The organism is Bradyrhizobium sp. (genome assembly GCF_030654605.1).
Lineage (GTDB): Bacteria > Pseudomonadota > Alphaproteobacteria > Rhizobiales > Xanthobacteraceae > Bradyrhizobium.
The window spans coordinates 1-12,319 of record NZ_JAURXB010000234.1; the positions used below are offsets into that span (position 1 = coordinate 1).

11 protein-coding genes are annotated in these 12,319 nt (G+C 64.0%); 8 read left to right on the plus strand and 3 right to left on the minus strand.

Annotated features, from left to right (window positions below; translation table 11 throughout):
* The 3 genes from Q7U29_RS20815 to Q7U29_RS20825 form a co-directional block, all read left to right on the plus strand.
* Positions 1 to 289 (plus strand): acyl carrier protein (locus tag Q7U29_RS20815; protein WP_304744420.1); only part of this gene is annotated, 289 nt, incomplete at its 5' end.
* Positions 286 to 1,836: an AMP-binding protein gene (locus Q7U29_RS20820; RefSeq protein ID WP_304744421.1), complete on the plus strand. Its 1,551-nt coding sequence runs from the start codon at positions 286 to 288 to the stop codon at positions 1,834 to 1,836. The genes Q7U29_RS20815 and Q7U29_RS20820, both read left to right, overlap by 4 nt.
* Positions 1,823 to 3,127 carry a type III PLP-dependent enzyme gene (locus Q7U29_RS20825; protein ID WP_304744422.1) on the plus strand — a complete coding sequence of 435 codons (1,305 nt, stop codon included), beginning with the start codon at positions 1,823 to 1,825 and terminating at the stop codon, positions 3,125 to 3,127. Before Q7U29_RS20820 ends, Q7U29_RS20825 begins: the two co-directional genes overlap by 14 nt.
* A gap of 12 nt (positions 3,128 to 3,139) precedes the next feature.
* On the opposite strand, the gene Q7U29_RS20830 is transcribed toward Q7U29_RS20825, so the two are convergent.
* Both Q7U29_RS20830 and Q7U29_RS20835 read right to left on the minus strand, forming a co-directional pair.
* Positions 3,140 to 4,264, minus strand: coding sequence for a GNAT family N-acetyltransferase (locus tag Q7U29_RS20830; RefSeq protein WP_304744423.1), 1,125 nt, complete (start codon positions 4,262 to 4,264; stop codon positions 3,140 to 3,142).
* A gap of 2 nt (positions 4,265 to 4,266) precedes the next feature.
* Positions 4,267 to 5,202: a hypothetical protein gene (locus Q7U29_RS20835; protein ID WP_304744424.1), complete on the minus strand. Its 936-nt coding sequence runs from the start codon at positions 5,200 to 5,202 to the stop codon at positions 4,267 to 4,269.
* Positions 5,203 to 5,500: 298 nt separating this feature from the next.
* On the opposite strand from Q7U29_RS20835, the gene Q7U29_RS20840 reads away from it, so the two are divergent.
* On the plus strand, positions 5,501 to 6,592 hold the full coding sequence (locus Q7U29_RS20840; protein ID WP_304744425.1) for a glycosyltransferase: 1,092 nt from the start codon (positions 5,501 to 5,503) through the stop codon (positions 6,590 to 6,592).
* A gap of 178 nt (positions 6,593 to 6,770) precedes the next feature.
* Here Q7U29_RS20840 and Q7U29_RS20845 read toward each other — a convergent pair whose 3' ends face one another.
* Positions 6,771 to 7,757 carry a glycosyltransferase family 2 protein gene (locus Q7U29_RS20845; protein WP_304744426.1) on the minus strand — a complete coding sequence of 329 codons (987 nt, stop codon included), beginning with the start codon at positions 7,755 to 7,757 and terminating at the stop codon, positions 6,771 to 6,773.
* Between the two features lie 592 nt (positions 7,758 to 8,349).
* On the opposite strand from Q7U29_RS20845, the gene Q7U29_RS20850 reads away from it, so the two are divergent.
* The 4 genes from Q7U29_RS20850 (at position 8,350) to Q7U29_RS20865 (ending at position 12,281) form a co-directional block, all read left to right on the plus strand.
* Positions 8,350 to 9,276, plus strand: coding sequence for a DUF6492 family protein (locus Q7U29_RS20850; protein WP_304744427.1), 927 nt, complete (start codon positions 8,350 to 8,352; stop codon positions 9,274 to 9,276).
* Positions 9,270 to 10,709, plus strand: coding sequence for a lipopolysaccharide biosynthesis protein (locus tag Q7U29_RS20855; RefSeq protein ID WP_304744428.1), 1,440 nt, complete (start codon positions 9,270 to 9,272; stop codon positions 10,707 to 10,709). Before Q7U29_RS20850 ends, Q7U29_RS20855 begins: the two co-directional genes overlap by 7 nt.
* Before the next feature lie 6 nt (positions 10,710 to 10,715).
* Positions 10,716 to 11,525: a bifunctional 2-polyprenyl-6-hydroxyphenol methylase/3-demethylubiquinol 3-O-methyltransferase UbiG gene (locus Q7U29_RS20860; protein ID WP_304744429.1), complete on the plus strand. Its 810-nt coding sequence runs from the start codon at positions 10,716 to 10,718 to the stop codon at positions 11,523 to 11,525.
* 99 nt (positions 11,526 to 11,624) lie between these two features.
* Positions 11,625 to 12,281: a polysaccharide deacetylase family protein gene (locus Q7U29_RS20865; protein ID WP_304744430.1), complete on the plus strand. Its 657-nt coding sequence runs from the start codon at positions 11,625 to 11,627 to the stop codon at positions 12,279 to 12,281.
* The last annotated feature ends 38 nt before the right edge of the window (positions 12,282 to 12,319 follow it).

Below are 12,319 nucleotides of genomic sequence, written 5' to 3' on the forward strand. Positions count from 1 at the left end.
TCCAGCCCCTGATCCAATGGAGTCTGACGTGAACAATGCTGTGATCCTGGAGAAGACCGACATACTGCGCACCATCCGCGACTACCTGCGCGACAGGTTCCCGGCGCTTGCGGATGTCGACGCGACGACTCCCCTGCTGCAAAGCGGCGCGATCGATTCCCTCGGATTCCTGGAACTGATGACTTTCCTCAGCGACGAGTTCGGCATCGAGCTGGTAGACGAGGATTTCGACGCTTCCAACCTGGAAACGGCCGGCAAGCTGGCTGATTTCGTCGAGCGCAAGCTGTGACCACGACGCCCTACCTCGTTCATCACCTGCTCGACCCCCGCGAGGGCGATGCCGACAGGATCGCGCTTGTTGATGGCGAGCGCTCGGTCAGCTACCAGGCCTTCTCGCAGCTGGTCGCGCGATGCGCCGCAGCGCTGCGCGCGAACGGCTTGTCGCGCGGCGATCGGGTGGCCATCGTGCTGCCGAAATGCATCGAGGAGTGCTGGGCCATTCTCGGCACCAGCCAGGCGTCGGGCGTTTTCGTGCCGGTCAACAGCGTCCTGCGCGCCCAGCAGATCCGTCACATCGTGGAAGATTCCGGCGCGCAGATCGTGATCTGTTCGCGCGCGCTGTTCGAAACGACGTCGGCGGCCCTGGCGGGCCTCGATCGACTGACGATCCTGTGCGCCGAGGAAATCGCTGACGGCAGCACGGACACCGCAGCGGTTTCCGCCAAATACGATCAGGCAATCGGCGAAGACCTCGCCGCCATTCTCTACACGTCCGGCTCCACCGGGAAGCCGAAGGGCGTAATGCTGAGCCACCGCAATCTGCTGGCGGGCTCGCGGATCGTCATCAAATATCTCGAGATCACGGAACGCGACCGGATCCTGTCGATCCTGCCGTTCAGCTTCGACTACGGCCTCAATCAATTGCTGACGGCGATTCAGCAGCGCGCCCTGACGGTGCTGTTCACTTTTCAGCTCGGCGACGAAATCGTCCGCGCCATTCGCGATCACGCCATTACCGGGCTCGCGGGCGTCCCCACCATCTGGGCGATCCTGACCAAAACGTCGCCCTTGCTGCGCAAGACAAAACTTCCGACGCTGCGCTACATCACCAATTCCGGCGGCGCGGTGCCGTCCGAGACAGTACGGCGGCTGCGCGAGATGCTGAGCGACACCCGCATCTTCCTGATGTACGGCCTGACCGAAGCGTTCCGCTCCACCTTTCTGCCGCCCGAGGAAATCGACAAGCGGCCGACCTCGATCGGCAAGGCCATTCCCGAATGCGAGGTGTTCGCCGTCAAGCCGGATGGCCAGCGCGCCAAACCGGGAGAGCCCGGCATCCTGGTTCATCGTGGACCGACGGTCTCATTGGGATACTGGAACCGGCCCGAGGATACCGCCGCGGTTCTGCGTCAAAATCCTTTCAGGCCCGCGACGCTGGGCGGCGAGATCGTTTGTTACTCCGGCGACCTCGTGGTGGAAGACGAGGACGGCTTCTTCAGCTTCGTCGGCCGCGCCGACGCCATGATCAAATCGTCGGGCTATCGCATCAGCCCGACCGAGGTCGAGGAGGTCCTGATGGCGACCGGCGCGTTCCGGCAGGTCGCGGTGATCGGATTGCCCGATCCCCTGGCCGGACAGAAGGTTCACGCCGTCGCCGTGCCCCTGAATGGCGCCACCCCTGCAGTTCACGACATCCTGAAAACCGTCTCCGGTCAGTTGCCGGCCTTCATGGTGCCGCGCATGATCGAACTGGTCGACGCGCTGCCGACGACGCCGAACGGCAAGCTCGACTATCCGCTTCTGGCGCGGCAGCGGAGCCAGCATGCCGCCGCCTGAGCCGAAGTCATCCGCATTCGCCAGGGATCTCGCCGCCAGCCATTTCGAAATCGCGGGCACGGAGCTCAAGATCAGCGGCATTCCGGTGCGCGAGCTGGCCGCGCGCTACGGCACGCCTTTGTTCATCTATGACGGCGGCGTCATGCGCCGCAGTTACCGAGCGCTCGCCGGAGCGCTGGCGGGCTTCGCCAGCATTCACTATTCGGTCAAGGCGAACCCGGCCCCCGCCGTCATCCGCCTGTTTTGCGATGAGGGCGCGGGCGTCGAGATCGCGTCGCTCGGCGAGTACCGCGCAGCACAAGCGGCGGGCGTCAACCCCGGCGACATTTTGTTCGCCGGACCGGCCAAGGGCGCGAGAGAACTCGAGATCGTCGTCGCCGGCGGCATCGGCGAGATTCACCTCGAGAGTTTTGAGGAAATCGCGAGACTGACGGCGATCGCGGTGCGCCTCGACATCACGGTCCCGGTTTCGATCCGCGTCAATCCGGTGGCCGCGGCGCAAGGCGGCGCCATGCGCATGGGCGGCAAGCCTGCTCCGTTCGGATTCGACGAGGAAGCCATCGGCGACGTCGTCGGCAGAGTGCAGTCCGCCCCCCAACTCGATCTGCGTGGCGTGCATCTTTTCGCCGGTACGCAGATTCTCGACGAGGCCGTGCTGCTGGCGCAATGGCGGCACGGCATCGACGTCGCCGGGCGGGTGGCGGCGATTGCCGGCCGACCGCTTGACACCATCGATCTCGGCGGCGGGCTGGGCATTCCTTATTTCTCAGGAGACGGCCAGCTCGATCTGGCAAAGCTGTCCGCGGGATTGCCCGCGCTTCGCCGGCATTTGAAATCCGATCCGCTGCTCGCCGACGCCCGCCTCGTGGTGGAGCCCGGCCGCTTTCTCGCGGGGCCTGGCGGGATCTATGTCGCCGCGATCAACGCCGCGAAAATCTCGCGCGGCACCCGCTTCCTGATCACCGACGGCGGCATGCATCACCACCTCGCGGCCTCGGGAAACCTCGGGCAGATCATCAAGCGGGATTATCCGATTGTGGCGCCCGCACACATGAATGCCGCGGAAGCATCATCGGCGACGATCGTCGGCCCGTTGTGCACGCCGCTCGATACGCTGGCCCGAAAGGTCGAGATGCCGGACTTGAGTGCAGGCGACCTGATCGCCGTGCTGCAGTCGGGCGCCTACGGCCGGACGGCGAGCCCTGTCGGCTTTCTCAGCCATCCATTGCCGACCGAAATCCTGATCGAGGATGGCAAGATCGAAGTCATTCACCTGCAGGAAGCGCCATGAGCGGCGCCGCGATCAGGAACGCCGGAACCATCGCAGCAGCCTGTCCCTGATGATGACAGGCCAGCCGCGCCAGCTCAGCGCCGCGGTGAGATCGACCAGGGCAACGTCGCTGACCCCGAACCGACGCTTGTAATCGTAGCTTCCGACGCTGAAATCGAACGTCCTGACGCCGTCGGCGTGAAGCAGCGCCATGGTCCGCTCGATGACCAGCCGGCCGGGCGAACAGTTCGACCACGCCTTGCCGGCATTACCGATCCGCACCATCACGTAATGCGATCCCGTTCTGATTCCCAGCAAGCTGGCGACAATCTCCTCGCCTGATGTCAATGCGGTCAGGACGACATAGCCGTCAGCCAATCCACGGACGATCAATTCGCGATGGAAGGCCGCGCTGCTCTCGTCATCGAGGGAATAGGATTGCCCGAGATCGTGCATTCGCGCGCTTTGCTGGGCTTCCAGGGCGGCGAATGTACGCAATGCTTCGTCGGGATCGTGAACCTGTTTGAACTCAGCGCCTTCGTGCTTGGCGAAGACGCGCCAGCTTCGCTCGAGTTCTTTCCGTACGGTCTTCTCCAGGGAGTAACGCCAGGCGTCATAATCATCGCCTGTATGCACGAGGTGTCCGGTCAATGCGCTCGGCTGCACGCCCGCAAGCGCGGCCAGCGGATTGACCCAGCCCGCCATCGCCGCCGGCATCTTGCGGAAGCGAACCAGATCGCAACCCCCGGGCAGGCGCGCCAGTTCGCGGCACAGATGGCGCCACCACGCGGCGGTCTCCGTCGGGCTCCCGGTCGCCGCCGGGCCGAGGATCGGCGCATTATAGTCGGCGGACCCCGCGAATTCGGCAATTCGCAGGCCCCGCTGCGTTTGAATGGACAGCGGCAGAATGGCAATGACATCCCGGGTGCGCGCATCGCTGACGACGACGATCAGCGGCCTTGCGCCTTCGTTCGAAGCAAACCAGCGGTACCACGCGCCCAGCCAGTGCCGGTTCTGAAACGGCGTGGTCCGGCCCTGCGCCAAGGCGCCTTCCAGCTTCGCCGCGGCCTCGTCCCAGTCGTGGATCAATTCAACCCGAAAACCCGGGCCAGCGGTCCGGACCTGCGGGATCGATCTCTCGACGGCGAGAGTGGTCATGTTCAAGCGGCCCGCGGCAGATCGACGATGTCGCCCGGCCTGTGATCGTCGAGCCTGAAATCCACCGACTGCCGCGCCTTGCGCTCGCGCTTGATCCAGGCGCTGTTGCGGAGCAATTTCTGAAGGATGCGCTTCGCCAGGAACGAAGGACCTGTGATGGCCCGGCTCCTGGGGCGGTAGCCGAACTGGTGCCGGATCAGACCGTTGGTGAAGTTCACCATCTGGAGACGCCGGATCTGCTCGTCGGTATAGGAAATCGTCATCGAGATGTTGACGGTATCGAGATTCTCCACGCGGTGCGGCGCGTTCAGCGGCCAGTGCAGCATCTGCCCAGGCTCCAGATCGTAGATGGTCACATGGTCATCGTACCACTCCGCGTAGGGCATATCGACCTCGACGCCGAACAGCGCGATGTCTTCGAGGCATTCCGGCGTGACGAACGGCGGCGTCGACGGATAGACAAAGACCCGCTTGCGCCCGACCAGTTGAATGAGGCCCTGACCGGGAAGATCGGAATGATAATAGACTTGCGCCTTCGGCGACGAGATCAGAATGCCGGCCTTGTGGTCGGGCATCTCGAAGCCGGGGACCCGGGCGGCGACCTCCTCGAACAGCTTCGTCACCACCCCGCGATAGCTGTGATCGACATCCGTCACGTTGCGCAGATTGAGCCAGAGCGTGCCCGCCGCGATGGCGTCGATCACCTGCTTGCCGGAGAGATTGCCGATATCGCCCTCGCGCCAGACCCGCCGGCTTTCGCGCGCGCCGGTCTGTACCAGATTGTAATGCTCGCGCGGATACCGCTCGATCAGTCGCGCCAGCGTGTCCATCGAGAACAGCGGCGACTTGTGAAGATTATGGGCGATCCTGATCGGCTTATGCCCCCAGAGCGACGAATGGGTTTCGTCCCAATGTGTCAGTACGGCATCCTTGCTCATTCGTAGTCTCCCGCGCCAGTCTCGGCAATTCCTTGGTAGCCCTCGGCAACCTGTGTGCCGACATGAAGCAGCTGCCCGACCCGTGTCCCGCTTTGGACCGGCCCGACTGGCTGCATCCTGCAATTAGCAAGGATCGTGCCCGATGCAGCGAACGTAGGCCCAACTGTTACGGAGATGTTAACGCTGCCGCGCAACCGGCAGGATGGGGTTCCGCTCCGCGCCGCGACTGCTTACGTTACGATAATGTCTGCGCTGTATCGCTGACGTCGATGTTCAGAAAAGGCGCCGGCGCTGCACGATGACCTCCGAACCAGCCTATCAGGCGCTCTTTCTCGGCGCGGGACCGCACATGCAATGCGGCGTCGGCCATTTCACCCGGCTGCTGCAGGACACGGTCGAGAAACTCGAACCTGGCAGTTGCACATCGTTAACCCTGACGCGCTCGGAAGGGTCGCCCGCTGCCATCTGGGGCGCGGTCGGCTCGGCGCGGAGCGTGGTGTGCAACTTCCCGATCGTGGCCTGGAAGCGCGTGATCGTGCGGCCGCTGCTGGCGCTGGCCATCGCGCGGCTGCGGCGGCGGCGCGTGGTCCTGATTCAGCACGAATGGGGTGGACTGCACTGGCTGCGCCGCATCACCTACATTCCCGCGCTGCTGTTCGCCAATACTATCGTGATGTTCTCGCCGCTGGTGCGCCAGGAACTCGCCGACGATCCGCTGGTCGGCTGGACCAAAAGCAAATGCGTGCTGGCGCCGCTGCCGCCGAATATCGAAGCCCCCGCCGGGATCGCCGATTCCAGGCTGCGGCAGCGGCTCGCCGCCGCGCGGGAACAGGGACGGCTGGTGATCGGCCATTTCGGATCGATCTATCCGGGCAAGCAGCCCAATGCGCTGCTCAGGATCGGCGCGCTCCTGAAGGAACGCGGACTGAACCCGCTGCTCGTCTATGTCGGGTCGTTCATCCGTGGCGTCGACACGGTCGAAGAGAGTTTCTACGCCCGCGCCGCCGAACTCGGCGTGATCGACGATGTCGTGGTGAGCGGCTACGTCGAATCCGACCACGAAGTGTTCGGACTGTTCAGCGAAGTCCACGCCTTCTGCTATTCACTCGACGAAGGCCTCACCGCGCGGCGCTCCAGCATTCTCACCTGCGTGCAGTCCGGCCGGCCGCTGATCGTCACTGGGCCGACCCTGGAAGATGAATTCGACCATCACCCGCGTTTCCGGGAATTGATCAGCCGCGGCGCCATCGTGCTGGTGGCGCGAGGATCGGAGGACGAAGTCTATGCCGACCGGATCGCCTCGGCACTGAAATGGCCCACGGTGCAGGCCCGGTTCGACTTCGACGGCTGGTGGCAGGACGTGGCGCAGGCCGTGCGCGCGCAATTGTGAAGGCCGTTCCCCGGACGCTGCGCAGCACGATAAGCGCGTTCACGCGCGTCTTCGACGCGCTATGGTGGTGCGCTGCAGATCCGGGGTCCATCAACTATACGGCGTGCTGGGTCCCGGCTCTGCGGAGCAGCGTAAGAACGCTGCACCGCGTCCGGGACACGAGACCTCTTCGCGGCCGCTAACTTGCGATCTTCGAAGCCTTGTACTGATGAGGTTCGATGCCCACCGCCGCCAGCACGCTGCCGACGGCCACCGTCATCGGATGCAGCGCGATCAGTATCTTTTGCTCGGTGACTGCCAACCGCCCGGCGCGGAACAGCGACAACGGCAGCATCGCCAGCATCTTGGCCACGACTATCGCGCGCGCCCACGGCGTCCGCGCCGCCTTGACCTCGATGTGATAGTTGATCGCGCCGATGCGCAGGCCACGCAGCGCCAGCCAGGAGGGGCTGGTCCGGTTCTGCGGCACGGTCTCGGTGATCAAAGCATCTGCCGCCCAGTAGAATTTCATTCCGGCCTGACGGCAGCGCACGAAATAGTCGGTATCGCCGCCGCCGAGAAAATTGAACCTTACATCGAAAGCAGGATCGCCGAGCCGCTCGAATACCGCGCGCATGATCAGGCAGTTGCCGCAGCCATAGATGATCGGCACCATGCCGCTGTGGTCGTAGGCGGGACGAAATGCCGGGTGGCGGCGAAGTCCGCGCTTGCCGGGGTCGTCGAAATTGGGCTGTACCGGCCCGCCGACCAGGTCGGCGCCGGAGGCTTCCGCGCTGCGCACCATCAGCTCGAGCCAGCCCGGTGAGGCAATCTCATCGTCGTCGATCATCAGAAAATGATCGGCGGCGGGAAACGTCGCCATGGCGGTCTCGAACGCGGCATTGATCGCGTGGCAATTACCTTGCTTCGGCTCGATCACGCACAGCCCGGGAAATCTGCCCGCGCGGAGAAATTCGGCGGCCACGGGCACGCTGCCGCAACCGGCGGCATCGTTTTCGACGATGACGACCGCGAAGCGGCGATCTGTGCGCTGGGCGACGAGCGATTCCAGCGTCAGCCGCAGATGCTGCGGGCGGCGGAAGCTGGGGATGCAGACCACGATCCCGACTGAAGGGTCGAGCGCGGGCGACACCGCCGCCAGCGCACGGGGGGCGGAGGGCTTCATCTCAGAGGCTCCCATCGGCCGGTATCCTGCGGCCTGAAAGTCCGGGCCATGACGCCTGCCTGGCTTTGGTTGGACGGCTCGTTAACGATGTCCCGGGACGGGAACCCGCCGGCACATTGCGGCACAAGCGTCTCATTTTGACCGGCCGCGCAGGTGCGACGATGGTGCAACGGCCGCCCCGGCTGTCCGCCGGTGGCTGCCGCAACCGGGTGAAGAAGCGTCGCAATTGCGGACACTGCGGACAGCGGGGCTGTACCGGGACAGCCACGCTGCGCGGCATCGGCCGCGCCAATTCGAGAATTTCCCTGTTTGGTCATGTATTCCGGCGCTTTGCTTGCGGTTTCAACCTTGCGCGACCGTCACTGCAACATCCGGTCCACATCCTGCGATGCGGCGATGGATGCATCGACGATGGTTACCGCGCATGAATTAACCCGCTCTTAACCAGTTCCGAAACGCCGCCGGAACCCGCTGGACTGTCCGGCACCGATCTTGCTCATACGCTTCCCAAGGACACTGCCAAGGACACTGCCAAGGATACCGGCACGCCATGCCAAGAGCCACGAATGCCACGGCCAGAGAGACTTACGCGATGAACCCTGTAGCGCTGTTAACTCCAACATACGGGCGCGATCTGGAACTGTGCACCCTGCTCTGCGAGAGTGTCGACCGTCACGTCAAGTCGTTCTCGAAACATTATCTGCTGGTTCCCGACTGCGACCTGTCATTGTTCTCCCACTTCGACAGCCAGCACAGGGTGGTGCTTCCCGCTTCGCAATTCCTGCCCGCATGGCTGCGGCCGCTGCCGCGCATCATTCAGCGCAAGCGCCGCCAGTTCTGGTGGTCGTTTCGCGCCAAGCCGGTGAGCGGCTGGCATGTGCAGCAGCTCATCAAGATTGCGGCCGCGATGTCCCTGCCGCACCAGCGATACTGCATCCTCGATTCCGACATCGTGTTCTTTCGCGACTTCGATCTGTCGCGCTTCAGATATCCAAACACAATTCCGCTCCTGAACATGCGTGACGAGGTCACCCAGGACCAGTTCCACCATGCGCGCTGGGTCGAGACCAGCCATGAACTGCTTGGCTTGTCCGCGCCATCGCTTCCGGCATCGGATTTCATCGGCCATATCATCTTCTGGGATCAGCAGACGACGCAGGCGATGGCCGCGAAGATCGAAGCGGTCACGGGCCTGGACTGGATCGAGGCGCTTTGCAGGACCCGCGATTTTTCGGAATATATGCTGTACGGCTATTTCGTCGAGAACGACGCGGGCTTCTCGGCCCGGCACACGCGCGCATCGCGCACCCAGTGCGTAAGCTATTGGGACAAGCCGAAACTCGACCGCGGCGAGTTGAACCAGCTGCTTCGCCGCGCCGACAAGGATGACGTCGCGTTCTCGGTCGCATCCTTCTCCGGCACGCCGGTGGAGACCATCCGCGCCGCGGTGGAAGAGAATACCGCCACTAGCGCGCCTGTGCTCGCCCAGCAGGCTGCGGGGCTTGCCGCGCTATGCTGATCGGGCAAGCCAGCATCAATCTGTCCGCCAACGTGCTCTCGGCGCTGCTGGGGCTGTTGAGCGTGTTCATTTTTACGCGGTTGTTCTCGCCGCACGACTACGGCGTCTATCTGCTTGGAATGGCGTTCGCGGCCGTCGTCAGCGTCTTCCTGGCGGGATGGTTTCGAAATCTCATCATGAGCCGGCACGCCCGGGATGACGGCACCGACGTTCGCGGCCTCGTGGTCAGCGGCTATCTCGTCGGCTGTCTCGCCGCGCCGGCAGCCTATGGGCTGGGTCGGCTGGTCGGTCTCGACGCCATGGAAGCCCTGGCCGCGGTCGGGCTGGCGGTCGCGATCGGGGTGTTTGAGCTGACGCAGGAGCTGGTTCGCGCCAAGCTGATGGTTGTCACCGCCATGAAGGCCACGCTGGTCCGCGCGGTCGCAGCCCTCTGTCTGGGTGTTGCCGCGGCCTTGCTCGGCAAGACCGGAATCCTCCTGCTGGTGTCATCGACGCTGGCCTATCTGCTCGCCGTCCTGGTCCAGCGCTCGGCCTGGCGCGGTACCGTTCTCAAATTCGACGGCGCCGGCCTTCTGAACGCGGCGAAGCAGGGCCTGCCGCTGACGTTGTCGCTGACCTTGCTGGCGATCTCCAGCGTTGCCGACCGTTTCATCATCGCCAATCTGACCAGCACCGCCGACGCGGCACAATACGTCGCCGGTCTCGATCTGGTCCGGCAGGCCGTGATGATGCCGGCGTTCAGCATCGCCGCCGCGTTCGTTCCGCTGGCGATCCGGATCAACGCCAATCAGGGAACCGCCGCGGTGCAATCGCATCTCGGCGAATGCGTCGAATTGCTGCTGTGCGTGACACTGCCGGCATGCCTTGGCTTCGCGGTCATCTCTTCCCACATCGCCAACGTGGTGCTCGGCGCCGATTTCCGCGTGATCGCCGCGGAGACGATGCCGATCGTGGCCGGCGCCGTGATTTTCCAGATCCTGACGCAGCAATATCTGCACACGAGCTTCCTGCTGTCGGGCCGCAGTTCCTTCTATCTGATCAACACCGCGTCGATCATCGTTGTCAACGTGGCCCTGTCATACGCCCTGATCAGCGCCTATGGCACGATCGGGGCGGCGTGGGCACGGCTTGGCGCCGATCTGTTCGGCTTCGTCTGTGCCCTGGTCCTCAGCCGCCGGGCCTTTCCGATCCCGTTTCCGCTGCGACGGATCGCACCTTCCGTCATCGCCGCATTGATCATGGCGCTGCTGGTAGCTGCCGTCGACCAACGTCTGCAGGTTTCCGATCTGACCGCGTGCTTCATCCTGTCAGGCGTCGGAATCGCCAGCTATGCGGCGCTGTGCTGGGTGCTCGACATCTCACGCGCCCGCAGCCGTCTGAAGCGCGCGCTGGCTTTGTTCAGAACCAAATTCGCAAGCATCACGATCGGATAAAAAACAGTGAACAAGACCGTCACCATCGACTTCGCTCAAGCCGCTCTCGCCGATGCCTACACGCCGGCGGCAGCTTCCGCACATCCGCAGTCGCTGCTCGACCTTCCGGCCGGCGAAGCCCGCGAAAGCCTGCTCGCCGTTCACAGCCTTCTCGGCGCCAGCCTGCCGCCGACCCCGCTTGCGATCTATGAGGCCGGCGGCGGCTCGACCAGCTTTCTGCCGCTCGAGGTACTGCGCCGCGCCCACGTCACCGTAGTCGACATCGACGAGGATCAGATCCGCAACAACGACTACGCGCAGGAAACCATCCTCGGCGACGTCCAGACCCACCGCTTCGCCCCCGGCAGCTTCGACCTCGTGATCTGCTACAACGTGATCGAACATCTTCCCGACGTCGAGGCGGCGCTGCTGCGGTTCTGCGAGTCGCTGAAGCAAGGTGGATTGATCCTGATCGGCGCGCCGAACCCGAAATCGCTGTCCGGCGTCGTCACCAAATATTCGCCGCACTGGTTCCACGTCTGGTTCTACCGCCATGTGCGCGGCGACAAGAAGGCCGGCCTGCCCGGCCAGGCGCCGTTCCCGACCTTCTTCCACCCGCTGGTCACGCTCTCGCGGCTCGAAGCCTTCGCCGCGGCCCACGGCCTGCAAATGATCTACCGCAGGGAATATGAGAGCCCGCGCTATCCGGAGATGCGGGCACGCAAGCCGGCCCTCGCCGCCCTGATCGATGCCGCAGCCTCGGTGATGAACTTTCTGCTTCCCGGCAAATTCGACGTGCGGCACGGCGATTATCACGTGATCCTGAGAAAGATCTGAACCATGAACGCGATGTGGTCCGAAGCCAAAGCGAGAGTCAGCCACCGGCTGGCGACGCATTTGAGCGTCGAACCCTTCCGGTTGCTCAACGAAACCCCGATGGTCAGTTTCACCTTCGACGACATTCCGAAGAGCGCCGCCACGACCGGCGCAAAGCTGCTCGAGGACCACGACGCGCGCGGAACGTTCTACGTCTCGGGCGGGCTGGTCGGCACTGAAACGTCCGACTGGACGGCCGTCGATGGCCAGGACATTGTCGATCTGCATCGCCATGGCCATGAGATCGGCTGTCACACCTTTTCGCACAAGCGGACTTGCGACCTCGGCGCGGAAGCGCTGGCCGCTGAAATTGCCCAGAACCGCCGCTACCTGCGCGCGCTCGACCCCTCGATCAAGGTCGGGAACTTCGCCTATCCCTTCGGTTACGGGTCGTTCGGGCGCAAGGGCCAGCTCAAGCAGGCGTTCCAGTCCTGCCGCAGCATCGTACCGGGCATCAACAGCGACACGGTGGACCTGCAGTTCCTGCGCGCGATGCCGCTGATCGATCACCGCATCGGCCGCGACGAGATCGAGCGCGCCTTCGACCAGGCGCAAACCTATAACGGATGGTTAATCTTCTACACTCACGACGTCGCCGGCCGGCCCAGTGAGTACGGCTGCTCGCCTGATCTGATGAACCACGCCCTGGAGGCGGCAAGCCACCGGAGAATCCCGGTCCTGAACATGGCGGAGGCTCTGCTATGCGCGGGCGTTTAAACGCTTTTTTTGCCATTTCAGTGAATAGTCCCTCACTG

What these genes read in the sequence shown, in the direction of transcription:
- Q7U29_RS20855 (WP_304744428.1), top strand. Translation starts at nt 9,270, where the DNA reads ATGCTGATCGGGCAAGCCAGCATCAATCTGTCCGCCAACGTGCTCTCG.
- Q7U29_RS20840 (WP_304744425.1), top strand. Translation starts at nt 5,501, where the DNA reads ATGACCTCCGAACCAGCCTATCAGGCGCTCTTTCTCGGCGCGGGACCG.
- Q7U29_RS20835 (WP_304744424.1), bottom strand. Translation starts at nt 5,202, where the DNA reads ATGAGCAAGGATGCCGTACTGACACATTGGGACGAAACCCATTCGTCG.
- Q7U29_RS20830 (WP_304744423.1), bottom strand. Translation starts at nt 4,264, where the DNA reads ATGACCACTCTCGCCGTCGAGAGATCGATCCCGCAGGTCCGGACCGCT.
- Q7U29_RS20845 (WP_304744426.1), bottom strand. Translation starts at nt 7,757, where the DNA reads ATGAAGCCCTCCGCCCCCCGTGCGCTGGCGGCGGTGTCGCCCGCGCTC.
- Q7U29_RS20865 (WP_304744430.1), top strand. Translation starts at nt 11,625, where the DNA reads ATGGTCAGTTTCACCTTCGACGACATTCCGAAGAGCGCCGCCACGACC.
- Q7U29_RS20850 (WP_304744427.1), top strand. Translation starts at nt 8,350, where the DNA reads ATGAACCCTGTAGCGCTGTTAACTCCAACATACGGGCGCGATCTGGAA.
- Q7U29_RS20825 (WP_304744422.1), top strand. Translation starts at nt 1,823, where the DNA reads ATGCCGCCGCCTGAGCCGAAGTCATCCGCATTCGCCAGGGATCTCGCC.